This window comes from Halomonas sp. MMSF_3323 (genome assembly GCF_030733595.1).
Taxonomy (GTDB): Bacteria; Pseudomonadota; Gammaproteobacteria; order Pseudomonadales; family Halomonadaceae; genus Halomonas; species Halomonas litopenaei.
In genome coordinates this window covers 108,698-124,412 of sequence record NZ_JASHIT010000004.1, presented here as the reverse complement: position 1 = coordinate 124,412, position 15,715 = coordinate 108,698, and the positions used below count along the sequence as shown (strand labels likewise).

Below are 15,715 nucleotides of genomic sequence, written 5' to 3'. Positions count from 1 at the left end.
GCGATGCCAGGCCCTTTTTGTATGCGTCAGTTCACATTCGAGTATCAACAGCAGGACTTTCCTTCAGAAGCAGCCAGAGATGGCTGTGGTGGTCCGAGCGAAGCCGGGAAAGGAGGCATGATCCAGCTGCTGACGCTTTGTCATGTTTTGCTTTGCAGCTTCGCTATTTCTTCCTTCGTTTGTGCGAGGATTGTTCTTTAGTACGGTGCGTGTGCTCCCTTGCCTGTCATTTTTAGTGTTGTATGGATGAAATCGCATTAGGGACAGGTAAAGTGTCATGGAAGATGCCGTAATCGTCGCCGCTTCAGGAGGCGTCTGGATAAAAGACGCCGAAGGAAATCTGAAGGTGGCCTTGGCGGGAGATCGCCTTGAAGAGGGGAGTGTTCTGGTAACAGTGCCGACGCGAGTGGCTCGAGTAGATAGGGGAAAGGGCCTGCTCGACGAGCACAGCCTGCCCAAAGGTATCGCCGGCGGTCCCGGCGACGCCCCGGGAACCGAGGTGGTGAACACCGGCTGCAACGACAGCGCGAGCGCCAACCTCGGGTTCGACGCTGGGGCTGATGGTGCTGCCGTGCAGGGTGCTTTCCGCTGGGATCTCGACGGGCTGCCTGAGTTGACCAGCCGAGACTCTCCAGTCGAGTTTGTGGTGAGTTCAGACGGCTACACCGTGATGGGCAATGATGCTGATGGCGAGCGGGTCCTGACCATTAGTCTGGTGGATGCCGAGGCCGGTGATGTGGTGGTCTACCTGAGCAAGGATGTCGACCACCCGAAGGGCGGCCAGGAAAGCGATCTGTCGCTCGAGTTGGGCTACGCCACTACCGACAAGGATGGCTCGACAGTGAGCGGGACGCTTGAGGTGGTGATCAATGACGATACGCCAACCATCACCGGCATCGATCCGGAGGGCTTCGGGGCCGCGATGGCAGGGTCAAGCCGAGCAGCCGCGCTACCGCTGTTGGCGGAAGAGGATGAGCTGGCCTGGAGTCTGGGAGAGCCTGCGTCCAGCGCTGACAGCTCCTACGCCACTGCGGTCGATGTCTTGGGCAATATGCTGGATCTAAGAGAGTTGCTCGAAGACATTGGTGATCTGGAAGGTGGTGAAAAGGTCCTGGCCATCGCAGATGGCGAAGACACCGTGGTCCACGTGAAGCTCGATGGAGGGCTCTTGCAGGACGGCAGCAATGCGGATGTTCAGGTGACGCTAACGGGGGTGTCCATGGACGGAAGCAGTGACGACTTTCTGGTCAGGCTGCTGGAGAGTTCACAGCCGGATATCGGTTGAGCGAGTGGCAGCACGCCCGGCTGTAGCCGGGCGTGCTGTCAGGATGACGGCAGTGCTTTCTGGCGAGACAGAGTTGTCAGGCCGGCTGCTGTCGGTCAACGGCAGGTTGCGGTGACGCCAGCCGTTGCACCATTGCCGTCACCATACGGCTGGAGTGATCAGCCGCCTGCTCGAGGAATTCCTCGAAGGACAGGTGGTTGTCACCTTGCCCGGCGATATCGGACAAGGCGCGAATCACCACGAAGGGGCAACCGTAGAGGTGGCAGGTCTGGGCAATCGCGGCCGCCTCCATTTCTGCCGCCAGCATGGTGGGAAAGCGGTTGCGGGTGCGCGAGACAAGATCGGGGCACGCCATGAAGACGTCGCCGGTCGCGATCAGGCCCTCGACCACCTTGACCTCAGCCATGCCTTCGACGCAGTCCCGTGCCACCCGAACCAGGCGTTCATCCGGGAGATAGGCCGCCGGCATATTGGGCACCTGGCCATGTTCGTAGCCGAATACCACCGCGTCGACATCGTGGTGGCGCACCTCGCTGGACACCACCACGTCGCCGATCGACAGTCCTTCGCCGAACCCGCCTGCGGAACCCGTGTTGATGATCGCCTCGGGCTGGTAGTTGTCCAGCAGCAGCGTCGCCCCGATGGCGGCGTTGACCTTGCCGATCCCGGATTGCAGCAGTACGACCTCGACCCCATGCAGGCGGCCGATGTAGAAGGTGGAGCCGACGTGGGTGCGGGTCCTGACGTCTTCCAGCTGGGCCGCCAGTTGGGCGACTTCCTGCGCCATGGCTCCGATGATGCCAATGCGTTTCATGCGATTCCTCTTGAGGTGGAGCCTCGGCTCAGGCGAAGACCTGGTGCCACTCGTCACGCTTGGCCAGCAGGCCTTTTGCCAGCTCCTGGGCGCCTTCCAGGCTGTGGGATGCGGCCCAGCCACACTGCATTTCGTTGCAGGCAGGAACTTCGGTCGCCGACAGCACGTCGTTGAGCGTACCCTCGATCAGTGCCAGCACGTCGTCGTAGTCGTCGTGGTTGATCATGGCGATATAAAAGCCGGTCTGGCAGCCCATGGGGCTGATATCGACAACCTTGTCCGAGTGGTTGCGCGACAGCTCGGCCAACAGGTGCTCCAGGGAGTGCAGGGCAGGCATCTCCATGTGCTCCTTGTTGGGCTGGCAAATCCGCAAGTCATACTTGTGGATGCGATCGCCGTTGGCGCCGGTCTTGATATCTGCCAGACGCACATAGGGGGCGCGAACCTTGGTGTGGTCGAGGTTGAAGCTCTCGACATTCATCTTCTTGTCGCTCATGGAGTGTCTCCGTGATCCTGTGTTGGATGGGCGCGATGCTACGTCAATTGAGTCCATCACGCATGGATGTCGCAAGTGCAGGTTCAGCCGTCGGGAGTTTCGCGATGCTGGCCGTCATGAATGTCTGCGGCCATCAAGGTGTTTTCCAGCAGGCTGGCTACCGTCATCGGGCCAACGCCACCCGGGACCGGTGTGATGTGACCTGCACGTCGGGCGGCCTCGTCGAAGTCGACGTCGCCCACCAGGCGCCCATCTTCCTGTCGATTGATGCCCACATCGATGACGATCGCGCCGTCACGTACCCATTCGCCTTTCACCAGTCCTGGTTTTCCGACCGCAACCACCAGCAGTTCCGCCTTGCGTACCTGAGCCTCGAGGTCACGGGTAAAGCGGTGACAGACGGTGGTCGTGCAGCCCGCCAGCATCAATTCCAGTGCCATCGGCCGTCCCACGATATTGGAGGCACCGACCACCGTGGCGTCGAGGCCTCGCACCGCCAGACCCGAGTGATGCAGCAGCGTCATCACGCCCTTGGGGGTGCAGGGGCGCAGCAGCGGCAGACGTTGGGCCAGCCGTCCCAGGTTGTAGGGATGGAAGCCGTCCACGTCCTTGCTTGGCAGGATGCGCTCGAGGATAGGGCGAGCGTCCAGGTGGTCGGGCAGCGGAAGTTGAACCAGAATGCCATCGATGGATGCGTCGGCGTTGAGCTGGTCGACCAGGGCTTCGAGCTCTGCCTGTGATGTGGAAGCGGGCAGGGCGTGTTGAACAGATGAAATACCCGCCTGCTCGCAGGCGCGATGCTTGTTGCGTACATAGACGTGGGAGGCGGGGTCTTCACCGACCAGCACCACAGCAAGCCCCGGGATGCGTTCTCCGGCATCGATCCGCGCCTGTACCTGACGGGCGACCTGCTGGCGTACTGTGGCGGCAATGGACTTGCCATCGATGAGCTGGGCGGTCATGGGGTTCCCTCGGTCAGAAGTGGGTGTGCTGGATGAAATTGGCGGCCACGGATTTTCGCACGCTCCGCCATCCAGGCAAAGCTTGAGCCCGAATGACAACAGGAATGTCTCGGTAGCCTGTTGACTTGGCGGGAAAGTTCCGTAGAATACGCAGCGCTTGCAGAGACTGCTTCGGCGGTTTGCATGGCCGAGCGGCTGGCCGGCGGGGTGTAGCGCAGTCTGGTAGCGCGCCTGCTTTGGGAGCAGGATGTCGGGGGTTCGAATCCCTCCACCCCGACCACAACAGCTTGTTGGAGAAGAAGTTTTTCTCGAAAAGCGGGTTGTGGTGAAGAGTTCGGTTCTGTAGAATGCGCCTATAGCTCAACCGGATAGAGCAACGGCCTTCTAAGCCGTAGGTTGCAGGTTCGAGTCCTGCTGGGCGCGCCAGTGAAGTTTGCTGGTAGCTGCTTTTGACAGGCTCGGGCAAAGGTTGTAGCGGTATTGTCCTGATATGGTGGATGTAGCTCAGTGGTAGAGCCCCGGATTGTGGCTCCGGTGGTCGTGGGTTCGATCCCCATCATCCACCCCATCAACCTGATTCCTTCCCCGAGTTTCTTTCTTGAACAAGTCGTTGTTGAATCTGAAGCTGGCAGGCCAAGTTGCTTGTCCGGCGTTTTGTCGTGCCTGTGTTTCGCCCTCGTCGGCGGTCGTGTCGTCATTCGGTGGCCACGAATTTTCCGATAGCCCCTTGTAAAAGACATGCCAGGCCCCATGTTGTGGGCGTTGGCGCTTGCCAGTGCCCGGCGGGATTCTTAGAATCTCCCCTTTGACGTTTTCAATTTTTCAGTACGCCCCCAGTCGGTAGAGGATTATTCATGCAAGTTTCCGTCGATACGACCTCCCAGATCGAACGCCGCATCAACGTCCAGGTGCCGGCCGCCGAGATCGACGAGGCCGTCGCCGCCCGTCTCAAGGATGCCGCCAAGAACGTTCGTCTCGACGGTTTCCGCAAGGGCAAGGTGCCGATGTCGGTCATCCGCCAGCGCTATGGTGCTGATGTGCGCAACGAGGTGGTGGGCGAGGTCATGCGTGAGCGCTATGTTCGCGCCATTACCGATGAGAAGCTCAATCCGGCCGGCTACCCGCAGATCGAAGCCACCGTCAACGAGACCGGCAAGGACCTGGAGTTCACGGCCACCCTCGAGGTCTATCCTGAGTTCGAGCTGGCGACCATTGAAGGCGCCGAGGTCGAGCGTCCGGTGGTTGAAGTGACCGATGCCGACGTCGACGAGATGATCGAGACGCTGCGCAAGCAGAACGCTGCCTGGGAAGAGGTTGAGCGTGCTGCAGAGCAGGGCGATCAGGTCAATATCGACTTCCAGGGCTTCCTGGGTGACGAGCCGTTCGAAGGCGGCAGTGCCGAGAGCCACGATCTGGTGCTGGGTTCCGGCAGCTTCATCCCGGGCTTCGAGGATCAGCTCGAAGGTGCCAAGGCGGGTGAGGACAAGGTCATCAGCGTGACCTTCCCCGAGGACTACCAGGCAGAGCAGCTGGCCGGCCAGGAAGCGACCTTCAAGGTCAAGGTCAATGCGGTCAAGGGTCAGGCGCTGCCGGAAGTCGATGCGGAATTCATCGAGAAATTCGGTGTCGAAGGTGGTGACGTCGAGGCGTTCCGCGCCGAGGTCAAGAAGAACATGAGCCGTGAGGCTGACCAGGCGGTCGAGAATCGCGTCAAGCAGCAGGTGCTCGAGGCCCTCAAGCAGGCCAACGAGATCCCCGTTCCCGAGTCGCTGGTCCAGCAGGAGGTCGATGGCCTCAAGCGTCAGGCGGCGCAGCAGTTTGGTCTGGGCGAGGACTTCGACGTCAGCCAGTTGCCCAACGAGCTGTTTACCGAACAGGCCAAGAGCCGCGTGCAGGTCGGTCTGCTGCTGGCTGAGGTGATCAAGGTCAACGAGCTGGATGCTTCCGACGACGAGATCAAGGCAAAGGTCGAGGAGCTTGCACAGCAGTATCAGGAGCCCGAGCAGGTCGTCGAGTACTATATGGGCAACGAGCAGATGAAGACCCAGGTCAAGTCTGCACTGCTGGAAGAAAAGGCCGTCGACGCTTTGCTCGATCAGGCCAATGTGAAGGACGTGGAAATGTCCTACCAGCAGGCCCTGGCTGCCGCGCAGCAGCAGCCGGGCGACGAGGCGGAGGAAGGCGAGGACGCTTGAGGCGCCTCTCCTGGCCGGCCCCGTCGGGCCGGCTTCGTCGTTTTGTCACGCAAGGAAACAAGGACATCTCCTCATGAACACCGAGTTCGATATCAACGCTGCCGGCGGCCTTGTGCCCATGGTGGTCGAGCAGAGCGCCCGCGGCGAGCGTGCCTACGACATCTACTCCCGGCTGTTGAAGGAGCGGGTGATCTTCCTGGTGGGGCCGGTCGAAGACTATATGGCCAACCTGCTGGTCGCCCAGCTGTTGTTCCTGGAGTCCGAGAACCCGGACAAGGACATCCACCTTTACATCAATTCGCCCGGCGGTTCGGTGACGGCGGGGATGTCCATCTACGACACCATGCAGTTCATCAAGCCTGACGTCTCGACCGTCTGTATCGGTCAGGCGGCGAGCATGGGAGCCCTGCTGCTGGCCGGTGGTGCCGCTGGCAAGCGCTATTGCCTGCCCAACTCGCGGATGATGATCCACCAGCCGCTGGGTGGCTATCAGGGGCAGGCCTCGGACATCGAGATTCACACCCGTGAAATTTTGGGCATCCGCGAGCGACTGAACCAGATCCTGGCGCACCACACCGGCCAGGATATCGAGACCATCGCCAAGGATACCGATCGCGACAACTTCATGAACGGCGCCCAGGCCGCGGAGTATGGCCTGATCGACGCAGTGCTGGATAAGCGCCCGGCATCCTGATAGCGTGATAGCTCGCGCGATGACTACGTGATTACCGGTGGCCCCTGGGGCCACCGCTGCCAGAGAGGTACGCGAATGGCCGACGGCAAAGGCAAGGACGACAACGGCAAGCTTCTGTATTGTTCGTTCTGTGGCAAGAACCAGAACGAAGTACGCAAGCTGATCGCCGGTCCGTCCGTTTATATCTGCGATGAGTGTGTCGATCTCTGCAACGACATCATTCGCGAAGAAGTTCTCGATGCCGATGCCGAGAGCGACGAGGAGCGTCTGCCCGTTCCGCGCGAAATTCGACACACTCTCGACGACTACGTGATCGGTCAGGACCGCGCCAAGACGGTGCTGTCGGTGGCCGTGTACAACCACTACAAGCGTCTGCGTCACAGTGGCAAGGATGAGGTCGAGCTCGGCAAGTCGAACATCCTGCTGATCGGGCCCACCGGTAGCGGCAAGACTCTGCTGGCGGAGACCCTGGCGCGGTTGCTCAATGTTCCCTTCACCATCGCCGATGCCACCACGCTGACCGAAGCGGGCTACGTCGGCGAGGATGTCGAGAACATCATCCAGAAGCTGCTGCAGAAGTGCGACTACGACGTGGACAAGGCCGAGCGTGGCATTGTCTACATCGACGAGATCGACAAGATCTCGCGCAAGTCGGACAATCCGTCGATCACCCGGGACGTTTCCGGCGAGGGCGTGCAGCAGGCGCTGTTGAAGCTGATCGAGGGCACCACGGCCTCGGTGCCTCCGCAAGGTGGTCGCAAGCATCCGCAGCAGGAATTTCTGCAGGTCGATACCGGCAATATCCTGTTTATCGTCGGCGGTGCCTTCGCCGGCCTCGACAAGGTTATCCGGGATCGTGCCGAGACCGGTGGCATTGGCTTCAATGCCGAGGTCAAGAGCAAGGATGAGACCAAGGGTGTCGGCGATCTGCTGCTGGACGTGGAACCCGAGGATCTGGTCAAGTTCGGCCTGATTCCCGAGTTCGTCGGACGTCTGCCGGTCATCGCAACCTTGACCGAGCTGACCGAAGACGCGCTGATTCAGATTCTGACCGAGCCGAAGAACTCGCTGGTCAAGCAGTACGCTCGCTTGTTCGACATGGAAGGCGTCGAGCTGGACTTCCGCGAGGATGCCCTGCGCGCGGTGGCCCACAAGGCAATGGCGCGCAAGACCGGCGCCCGTGGCCTGCGTTCGATTCTCGAGTCGGTACTGCTCGACACCATGTACGAGATTCCCTCTCTCGAGGGCGTCAGCAAGGTGGTTATCGACGCCTCTGTCATCGGTGGGGAGAGTGACCCCCTGCTGATCTACAGCCAGGCCAGCGACGCTGAGGAAGACACTCGCGTGGACGGCACCGACGGCTAGTCCGTCAGCGCTTCCCGCGACGCCGTCAAAAGGGGCCGCAGACGCGGCCCCTTTGTCTGCCGGAGCCTTCGATGGCGATTCGGCTAGGCGTTTCCCCTTGCAATGCCTCGGGGCTGCCCCCATCCCCTTAGGTTTCACCCGCTAAGTTTGAGGAACGTCTGCGATGCAGCAGAACGCCGAACAGACTATGAGTCTGCCCCTTTTGCCACTGCGTGACGTGGTGGTATACCCGCAGATGGTCATCCCCTTGTTTGTCGGCAGAGAGAAGTCGATCCAAGCGCTGGAAGCCGCCATGGCGGATGACAAGCGGGTCTTGCTGGTCGCCCAGCGTGAGGCGAGCAAGGATGATCCCGATGACGAAGATCTGTTCGCCATCGGCACGGTAGCCGAGATCATGCAGCTGCTGAAGCTCCCGGACGGTACCGTCAAGGTACTGATCGAGGGGGAGTCGCGCGCCGATATCGGTGAGATCTCGGTAGCCGAAGAGGGTTACTCCACGGCCCAGGTGATACTGCGTTCCAGCGAGCCCCTGAGCGAGCGTGAGCAGGAGTCGTTGGTGCGGGTGCTGCTCAACCAGTTCGAGCAGTACGTCAAGATGTCGAAGAAGGTGCCTAACGAGGTACTGAATTCGCTGTCCGGGATCGAGGATCCCAGCCGTCTGGTGGATACGATCTGCGCCCATCTGTCGCTGAAGATCGGCGACAAGCAGGAATTGCTCGAGATGGATCGGGTCCGCGATCGTATCGAGCACCTGATGGCGCTGATCGAAGCCGAGATCGACCTGCTGCAGGTAGAGAAGCGCATTCGCTCCAGGGTCAAGGACCAGATGGAGAAGTCCCAGCGCGAGTACTACCTCAACGAGCAGATGAAGGCCATCCAGAAGGAGATGGGCGAGCTCGAGAACGCGCCAAACGAGGCCGACAAGTACGAGCAGGCCATCAAGGACTCCGGGATGCCCAAGGAGGCCGCCGACAAGGCCAACCAGGAGCTCGGCAAGTTGCGCATGATGTCACCTTCCTCGGCGGAGGCGACGGTGGTGCGCTCTTACCTCGACTGGCTGGTGTCGGTGCCGTGGAAGAAACGTACCCGGGTCAAGCACGATCTGATCAATGCCCAGAAGGTGCTCGACGAGGACCACTATGGACTGGATGAGGTCAAGGAGCGCATCCTCGAGTACCTGGCCGTGCACAAGCGGGTCAAGAAGCTCAAGGGGCCGGTGCTGTGTCTGGTGGGGCCTCCCGGCGTCGGCAAGACCTCGCTGGGCAAGTCCATCGCCCGGGCGACCAATCGCAAGTATGTGCGTCTGGCCCTCGGCGGCGTGCGTGATGAATCGGAAATCCGTGGGCATCGTCGGACCTATATCGGCTCTCTGCCCGGAAAGCCGATCCAGCGCATGGCCAAGGCGGGGGTGAAGAACCCGTTGTTCCTGCTTGACGAGGTCGACAAGGTCGGCATGGATCATCGTGGAGATCCTGCGTCTGCGCTGCTTGAGGTGCTGGACCCCGAACAGAACAACACCTTCAGTGACCACTACCTGGAGCTGGACTACGATCTGTCGGAAACCCTGTTCATCTGTACCGCCAACTCGATGAATATTCCGGGGCCGCTGCTGGACCGCATGGAGGTGATACGCCTTCCGGGGTACACCGAGGATGAGAAGCTGGCCATCGCCACGCGCTATCTGGTGCCCAAGCAGCTGGCCGCCAACGGCTTCAAGGAAGATGAGCTGAGCTTTGGTGAGGATGCGCTGCTGGAGCTGATTCGCTACTACACCCGCGAAGCCGGCGTTCGCGAGCTCGAGCGGCAGATTGCCAAGGTCAGTCGCAAGGTGTTGCGTGAGCGGCTCGAGAAGGAGGGCAAGGAAGGCGCCCTGGGCTCACAGACGCTGGCGGCCGAGGATATCGAAGCCTACGCTGGCGTGCGGCGTTACAGCTACGGTCTGGCCGACCAGCAGGACCAGGTCGGTCGTGTGACCGGACTCGCCTGGACCTCGGTGGGAGGTGAGTTGCTCAATATCGAGTCGGTGGTGACGCCTGGCAAGGGGCGTCTCAACAAGACCGGTTCACTGGGTGACGTCATGAAGGAGTCGGTGAGTGCCGCCCAGACGGTGGTACGGGCCCGCGCCGAGGCCCTGGGGATCGATCCCGAGCGGTTCGAGAAGGAAGACCTGCATATCCACGTGCCGGAGGGAGCCACCCCCAAGGACGGCCCCAGCGCGGGTATCGCCATGGTGACCGCCATGGTCTCGGCATTCTGCAACCGTCCTGTGCGTTGCGACGTCGCGATGACCGGTGAAGTCAACCTGAGAGGCGAAGTCATGCCGATCGGTGGGCTCAAGGAGAAATTGCTGGCGGCCAGGCGCGGTGGTATAAAGACGGTGCTAATACCCGAGGAGAACCGTCGCGATCTCAAGGAGGTCCCTGAAAATATCAAGGATGCTCTGACGATCCATCCGGTTCGCTGGATTGATGAAGTGCTCGAGCTCGCTCTGTCACAAAAGGTGGATCAAAAAACCGACGATTCACTGTCGACAGAGTCGTCTGCGACACACTCAATGGTCAGCACACACTAGTGACGTTTTTTCCATGATCTTGGGTGTAGAATGCCGAGTTCATGCGGATTGGCAAGGAAGGTTGCTTGACAGGTCTTTTGCAGCATTGCTATAAATTATCGCCATGCTGCGATCGAGCCTGTCGGCAAGAAGTATCGCCGTTTCGAATTTTTTTCTGTAATAGTCAAGGGGTGAAGTGTGAACAAGTCCGAGCTGATTGATGCCATTGCCGCGTCTGCCGATATTCCGAAGGCCGCCGCTTCTCGCGCGCTGGATGCTATGGTGGAATCCGTGACCGAGAGCCTGAAGCAGGGCGACAGCGTTTCACTGGTTGGCTTTGGTACCTTCTCCGTCAAGGAGCGCGCTGCACGTACCGGCCGCAACCCGCAGACCGGTCAGCCGATCGAAATCAGTGCCGCCAAGGTGCCGAGCTTCAAGGCCGGCAAGGCTCTGAAGGATTCCGTCAACTAAGACGCGTGGTCTCGGCGGCACGTCGAGCATCGTCACGTTGACACGAGTCTGGCGGCCACCGCCTACGCCGGACTCGCCAAGGGCGCATCGCTATCGCGGTGCGCCTTTTTCATGAGTTTGGGGGAGGTCGCGCCAGGCCCTCGGGTGCGTATACTGGTGCGCGACGAATCCCCATCCTTTCGCAGAGGCATGCATGCTGCAGAGTATTCGCGACCGATCCCAGAGCTGGATCGCAAAGATCATCATTGGTGCCGTGATCGTCACCATGGCACTGTTTGGCGTGGAGTCGTTGATTGGTCTATTCGGACAATCCGGCGATGAGGTCGCCACGGTCAATGGTGAGCCCATCAATCGCCAGCAGGTCGAACTGAATGTCCAGCGCGCCATGCGCTCCAACCAGGTGCCAGCCGACCAGGAGCGCGCGCTTCGCGGCGAAGTGCTTGAAGGCTTGATCAGTGACCGCTTGATGATCGATTACGCCAAGAACGGCGGACTAGCGGTTTCGGACAATCAACTCGACCAGTTGATCGTCAGTCGCCCGGAGTTTCAGAATGCCGATGGCCAGTTTGACCAGGAGCTCTTCCGCAGCCGTCTATCAAGTGTCGGCTATACTCCATTGTCCTTCCGAGAGCAGCTTAGTCGTGACGTCATGCGCGGCCACATCCAGCAAGGCCTGATCGCCAGCGACTTCACCTTGCCAGGTGAACGCGAGCGGCTTGCCGAGTTGCAGCGCCAGACGCGTAGTTTCCGCTACCACCGACTGACCGAGGCGGACCTCGAGGCGCCTGTCGAGGTGTCTCAGGCGGAAATGACAGCCTACTACAACGAGCATCAGCAGGAATTCCTGCGGCCGGAGCAGGTCAAGCTCGGTTACATCGTGCTCGATCAGGAGGCCATGGCCGCCGATATCGAGGTGAGCGAGGAGGACCTGCGCGAAGCCTGGGAAGCCCAGGCAGAGAACGCCGATCGTCAGATATCACACATCATGGTGACCTTCGGCGACGAGCGCAGCAGAGACGAGGCCGAGGCCCGTATCGAAGCCATCAAGGCGCGACTGGCCGATGGCGACGCGTTCGACGATCTGGCGGCCGAGTTCTCCGATGACACATCCACCAGCGACGACGGTGGCGATCTTGGGGTGATCACCCGGGGTATCTTCGGCGAGGCCTTTGAAGAGGCCGCCTTTGCCCTCGACGAGGGCCAGGTCTCCGAGGCGGTCGAGACCGACAACGGACTGCACCTGATCAAGGTGACCGAGATCGATCGTGCGGACTTTGCCTCCGAGCGTGACCGTCTGCGTGATCAACTTGCTCAGGCACAGGTGCGCGACGCCTTCAATGACAAGGCCCAGCAGTTGATCGACGAGAGCTTCGCTGCAGACGATCTTCAGAGTGTGGCTGACGACCTTGGACTCGAGCGTCAGACCAGTGATTGGGTCGGTCGTGAAGGCGCTGAAGGCGTACTGGCCGAACCTGGCGTGATGGACCAGGCCTTCAGCGATGAGGTGCTTGGAGAGGGGTTCAACAGCGAGGTCATCGAGCTGGATGGCTCGCGGCGTCTGGTGCTGCGGGTGCTCGATCACCGCGACGCGGCGACGCTCCCGCTGGAGCAGGTGAAGGACCAGGTCGAAGCGGCGGTGCGTCAAGCCAAGACCCGCGACGCCTTGATCGAGCTTGCTGAAGAGCGAGTGTCGCAGCTGCAGGGGGGCCAGTCTCTGGACATCGATTGGCAGCGTGCTGACAACATCAGCCGTCAGGACGCGCCCAGCGTACCCGATGCAGTGCTGACCACCGCGTTCAAGCTGCCGCATCCTGAAGAGGGCCAGGTGGTTTACGGCCGGGCGGTCGATGGCGCCGATGTCAGTCTTATTGCCCTAGAGAGCATTGGCCAGGGTGAGGGTAACCAGCAGATGGAGCAGTTTGTCGCCAGCATGGCCGAGCGGCTGCGCGCCCAGGCGGTGCTGGATGGCCTCTTGACCCATCTACGCGATACCGGCGAGATCGAGCGTTACTAGCCAACTCGTCTAGCCAGCGCGCAGAGAGGGGCCGCACGCGCGTCGCGGTCCCCCCCTGCTGTCGAAAAGGAGCGCCATCTGGCGCTCCTTTTCGTTGGCGCCGGCCTGTGAAGTCCTGGTGGAACGATTGTTGGAGCGATGTTTCGGGTGTTGCGCGCCTGTTCGATAGTTCTTTTTATACCGTTATCTTGCGTTCTGAGAGAACGCATACGGCGTTCAGGGTATAGCGTCGTACAAGGCCTCCGTATAGGCTTTTTGTATTTATACCGTTATCTTGCTTGGTCGTCATCTGCTGCCAATCTTCTAGCCCGGAGCCAAGAACCGTCATGCAACCACTGGCCAGCATCCCAACCCATGTCATCACCGGCTTTCTCGGCAGCGGCAAGAGCAAGTTGATCCGCCATTGGATCGATCGCAAACCCGTTGGTGAGCGGTGGGCAATCCTGATCAATGAGTTTGGTCAGGTGGGCATCGACCAAGCGATAGTCGGGGAGCGTGACGACGTCACCGTGCAGGGGGTGCCAGGAGGGTGTCTCTGCTGTCAGGTGGCGACGGTCTTCCGCTCGGTGCTGGTACAGTTGCTGCGCCGCGAACGGCCAGATCGATTGCTGATCGAGCCCTCCGGGCTCGGTCACCCGGCCGGCCTGCTGGAGGTGCTGGGGGGCGGCGATCTTGCCCAGGTGCTGGATCTCCGCCAGGTCATCACTGTGCTCGATGCACGCCGTCTCGAAGATCCCAGAGTCACGAACCACTCCACCTTTGTCGATCAGTTGGCAGTGGCCGATGGATGGGTGCTGTCCATGCGGGACCTGCTCGAGGACGAGCATCGCCAAGGGGTCGAGCGATGGCGCCAGGAGAGTGGCTTGGCACCATCCTGGATGGTGGAAAGCGGCGCGAAAGGGTTGCCGATCAGCCATCTGCTCGACTCCCCGGCGCGAGGCCGTCAGAACGCCCGTAGCGATGCTCAGAGTCTGCTGCTGCGTCGGCCTTCGCTGCATGCCGAGGCGATCGACTCGTCGCCAGGCACGCCTGAGGCCCCGGCGCCCATCGCCGGTCGCGCAGCAAGACAGAACGGACACGGTCTGGGTTATCGCTCCGCCAGCTGGCATTGGCACCGCGAGGAGTGTTTCGATCTCGCAGCGCTGGAGCAGTGGTGGAAGCAACTGCCATCTGGCGTGCGGGTGAAAGGGGTCATGCGAACCGGCCGGGGCTGGCGTACCTTCCCGCTTCCGTCCGTTCCCGGCAACGAGGCTCAGGCGACCTGGCGCAAGGATTCGCGGCTCGAGATGATCTGGCCTGAGGATATGGAACTCGACATCGATGGCCTGGAGCGGGCGCTCGAGCAGTGTCGACGTCGGCCGTCAGGTGAGGCGGGGCCGGACGCCTGAGCGTCCGGCGTGTCATCGATGCCCGATGGCCCGGGGCGGGCAGGGCGTCGATAAAGGCTGCGTCAGAAGGAAAAGCGATTGAGTGATGGGGCCTCGCCGTCTTCGATGCGCACCTCCCAGCCCTGATCGCGGGCCCAGTCGCCGACCACGATACGTTGCGCCGACACGGGCTCGCCCTGAGGGCCGGCAAGGCTCAGGTCATGCACGGCGGGACGATGGGTATGACCGTGAATCAGCCTGCGAACCCCGTGGGCCTGCATCACGTCGACGACTTCCTCGGGGGTGACGTCCATGATGTCAGCGGCCTTGGTGCTGTTGGCCTCGCCGGACTGCTGACGCAGCTGGCTGGCCAAGGCCAGACGTTCCGGGATCGGCATGGCAAGGACTCCTGCCTGCCACTGCGGGTCACGGGCCTTGGCGCGAAACGCCATGTAGGCTTCGTCGCTGGTGCACAGGCTGTCTCCGTGCATCACCAGGGTAGGCTCACCGCCAAGGTCAAGTCGTTGTGGTTCGTCGAGCAGGGTGGCGCCGGCCCGCTGGGCGAAGCTTTCGCCCAGCAGGAAGTCCCGGTTGCCGTGCATCAGGAAAAGTCGCATGCCGGCGTCGCTGGCAGCCTTGAGGCGTTCGGCCACCTGGCAGGCCAGTGCCGCGTGGCCAGACGGATCCGCGGCGCCGAGGTCCATCAGGTCATCGCCGATCCAGGCGTCGAAGATGTCACCGATCAGGTAAAGATCGGTGCCTTCGGCGGTGTTGCGCTCGAGGTAGTCGAAGAATCCCTGGGTGATCTGCGGCGCCTCGGGATGCAGGTGCAGGTCAGCGATCAACAGAGTGGTCATGGTGTTCATGGTCTCCTGAACGCAGCACGCCCGCAGTGCGGGCGTGCTCGGTGGAAAGGCAGGAGGATCAGGCGTCGTCCTTGACGTAGGCGCGCTGGATGATCACGTCCTCGGCAGGCACGTCGGCGTGCATGCCGCGTCGGGTGGTGGCCACGTCCTTGATCCGGTTGACCACGTCCATGCCGTCGACCACACGACCGAAGACACAGTAGCCCCAGCCCTGCATGTTCTTGCCGGTATGATTGAGGAAGTCGTTGTCGGCCACATTGATGAAGAACTGGGCGGTGGCGGAGTGAGGGTCCTGGGTCCGCGCCATGGCCAGGGTGCCGGTGGCGTTCTTGAGGCCGTTGTCCGCTTCGTTCTCGATGGGGTCACGCGTGGGCTTCTGCTCGAAGTTGCTGTCGAAGCCGCCGCCCTGGACCATGAAGCCGTCGATCACGCGATGGAAAAGGGTGCCATCGTAGAAGCCATCGCGGACGTACTGCTCGAAGTTGGCCGCGGTCTTTGGCGCCTCTTCATGGTTGAGTTCGATCGAGATGTCGCCAAAATTGGTCTGCAGAATGATCATGGAGTGGTCCTGTAGCGTTTACAGCGCCTCTTGGCGCCTTTCTCGTTCTCGGCCCGGCTTGGCGCCGGGCCCTGGC

The 15,715-nt window shown here is 61.3% G+C and carries 13 protein-coding genes and 3 tRNA genes; 11 read left to right on the top strand and 5 right to left on the bottom strand.

Annotated features, from left to right (window positions below):
- Window positions 1-277 precede the first annotated feature (277 nt).
- Window positions 278-1,285, top strand: a complete 1,008-nt coding sequence (locus RBB39_RS03120) for a DUF5801 repeats-in-toxin domain-containing protein (protein WP_124804794.1) — start codon at window positions 278-280, stop codon at window positions 1,283-1,285.
- Between the two features lie 76 nt (window positions 1,286-1,361).
- Here RBB39_RS03120 and mtnN read toward each other — a convergent pair whose 3' ends face one another.
- From mtnN to folD, 3 genes are all read right to left on the bottom strand, one after another.
- Window positions 1,362-2,099, bottom strand: coding sequence for a 5'-methylthioadenosine/S-adenosylhomocysteine nucleosidase (gene mtnN, locus RBB39_RS03115; protein ID WP_045993756.1), 738 nt, complete (start codon window positions 2,097-2,099; stop codon window positions 1,362-1,364).
- Window positions 2,100-2,127: 28 nt separating this feature from the next.
- Window positions 2,128-2,595: an S-ribosylhomocysteine lyase gene (locus RBB39_RS03110; RefSeq protein ID WP_045993755.1), complete on the bottom strand. Its 468-nt coding sequence runs from the start codon at window positions 2,593-2,595 to the stop codon at window positions 2,128-2,130.
- Between the two features lie 83 nt (window positions 2,596-2,678).
- A complete protein-coding gene (folD, locus tag RBB39_RS03105; RefSeq protein WP_045993754.1) occupies window positions 2,679-3,557 on the bottom strand; it encodes a bifunctional methylenetetrahydrofolate dehydrogenase/methenyltetrahydrofolate cyclohydrolase FolD in 879 nt (292 codons plus the stop codon).
- 203 nt (window positions 3,558-3,760) lie between these two features.
- Here folD and RBB39_RS03100 point away from each other — a divergent pair.
- The 10 genes from RBB39_RS03100 (at window position 3,761) to RBB39_RS03055 (ending at window position 14,235) form a co-directional block, all read left to right on the top strand.
- Window positions 3,761-3,837: transfer RNA gene (locus tag RBB39_RS03100), tRNA-Pro, on the top strand.
- 69 nt (window positions 3,838-3,906) lie between these two features.
- Window positions 3,907-3,983, top strand: a tRNA-Arg gene (locus RBB39_RS03095).
- 67 nt (window positions 3,984-4,050) lie between these two features.
- Window positions 4,051-4,125 (top strand) — tRNA-His (locus tag RBB39_RS03090).
- A 286-nt stretch (window positions 4,126-4,411) separates the two neighbouring features.
- Window positions 4,412-5,752: a trigger factor gene (tig, locus tag RBB39_RS03085; RefSeq protein ID WP_045993753.1), complete on the top strand. Its 1,341-nt coding sequence runs from the start codon at window positions 4,412-4,414 to the stop codon at window positions 5,750-5,752.
- Window positions 5,753-5,825: 73 nt separating this feature from the next.
- Entirely contained in the window at window positions 5,826-6,446 is a 621-nt protein-coding gene (clpP, locus tag RBB39_RS03080) for an ATP-dependent Clp endopeptidase proteolytic subunit ClpP (protein ID WP_045993752.1), read from the top strand.
- A 75-nt stretch (window positions 6,447-6,521) separates the two neighbouring features.
- Window positions 6,522-7,811 (top strand): ATP-dependent Clp protease ATP-binding subunit ClpX, encoded by a 1,290-nt coding sequence (clpX, locus tag RBB39_RS03075; protein WP_045993751.1) that lies wholly within the window; start codon window positions 6,522-6,524, stop codon window positions 7,809-7,811.
- Window positions 7,812-7,974: 163 nt separating this feature from the next.
- The gene (lon, locus tag RBB39_RS03070) at window positions 7,975-10,383 is read left to right on the top strand and encodes an endopeptidase La (RefSeq protein ID WP_045993750.1); all 2,409 of its coding nucleotides are present in this window, start codon (window positions 7,975-7,977) and stop codon (window positions 10,381-10,383) included.
- 177 nt (window positions 10,384-10,560) lie between these two features.
- A complete protein-coding gene (gene hupB / locus RBB39_RS03065; RefSeq protein ID WP_045993749.1) occupies window positions 10,561-10,833 on the top strand; it encodes a nucleoid-associated protein HU-beta in 273 nt (90 codons plus the stop codon).
- Between the two features lie 193 nt (window positions 10,834-11,026).
- Window positions 11,027-12,847, top strand: a complete 1,821-nt coding sequence (locus tag RBB39_RS03060) for a SurA N-terminal domain-containing protein (RefSeq protein ID WP_045993748.1) — start codon at window positions 11,027-11,029, stop codon at window positions 12,845-12,847.
- A 326-nt stretch (window positions 12,848-13,173) separates the two neighbouring features.
- A complete protein-coding gene (locus RBB39_RS03055; protein WP_306168777.1) occupies window positions 13,174-14,235 on the top strand; it encodes a GTP-binding protein in 1,062 nt (353 codons plus the stop codon).
- 62 nt (window positions 14,236-14,297) lie between these two features.
- On the opposite strand, the gene RBB39_RS03050 is transcribed toward RBB39_RS03055, so the two are convergent.
- Together RBB39_RS03050 and RBB39_RS03045 are read right to left on the bottom strand one after the other, a co-directional pair.
- Complete coding sequence (locus RBB39_RS03050) at window positions 14,298-15,080, bottom strand: UDP-2,3-diacylglucosamine diphosphatase (protein WP_371931854.1); 783 nt, start codon at window positions 15,078-15,080, stop codon at window positions 14,298-14,300.
- A gap of 58 nt (window positions 15,081-15,138) precedes the next feature.
- Window positions 15,139-15,639 (bottom strand): peptidylprolyl isomerase, encoded by a 501-nt coding sequence (locus RBB39_RS03045; RefSeq protein WP_045993746.1) that lies wholly within the window; start codon window positions 15,637-15,639, stop codon window positions 15,139-15,141.
- Between the last annotated feature and the right edge of the window lie 76 nt (window positions 15,640-15,715).

What these genes read in the sequence shown, in the direction of transcription:
- RBB39_RS03055 (WP_306168777.1), top strand. Translation starts at nt 13,174, where the DNA reads ATGCAACCACTGGCCAGCATCCCAACCCATGTCATCACCGGCTTTCTC.
- folD (WP_045993754.1), bottom strand. Translation starts at nt 3,557, where the DNA reads ATGACCGCCCAGCTCATCGATGGCAAGTCCATTGCCGCCACAGTACGC.
- lon (WP_045993750.1), top strand. Translation starts at nt 7,975, where the DNA reads ATGCAGCAGAACGCCGAACAGACTATGAGTCTGCCCCTTTTGCCACTG.
- clpP (WP_045993752.1), top strand. Translation starts at nt 5,826, where the DNA reads ATGAACACCGAGTTCGATATCAACGCTGCCGGCGGCCTTGTGCCCATG.
- RBB39_RS03060 (WP_045993748.1), top strand. Translation starts at nt 11,027, where the DNA reads ATGCTGCAGAGTATTCGCGACCGATCCCAGAGCTGGATCGCAAAGATC.
- RBB39_RS03110 (WP_045993755.1), bottom strand. Translation starts at nt 2,595, where the DNA reads ATGAGCGACAAGAAGATGAATGTCGAGAGCTTCAACCTCGACCACACC.
- RBB39_RS03120 (WP_124804794.1), top strand. Translation starts at nt 278, where the DNA reads ATGGAAGATGCCGTAATCGTCGCCGCTTCAGGAGGCGTCTGGATAAAA.
- clpX (WP_045993751.1), top strand. Translation starts at nt 6,522, where the DNA reads ATGGCCGACGGCAAAGGCAAGGACGACAACGGCAAGCTTCTGTATTGT.
- tig (WP_045993753.1), top strand. Translation starts at nt 4,412, where the DNA reads ATGCAAGTTTCCGTCGATACGACCTCCCAGATCGAACGCCGCATCAAC.
- RBB39_RS03050 (WP_371931854.1), bottom strand. Translation starts at nt 15,080, where the DNA reads ATGAACACCATGACCACTCTGTTGATCGCTGACCTGCACCTGCATCCC.
- RBB39_RS03045 (WP_045993746.1), bottom strand. Translation starts at nt 15,639, where the DNA reads ATGATCATTCTGCAGACCAATTTTGGCGACATCTCGATCGAACTCAAC.
- mtnN (WP_045993756.1), bottom strand. Translation starts at nt 2,099, where the DNA reads ATGAAACGCATTGGCATCATCGGAGCCATGGCGCAGGAAGTCGCCCAA.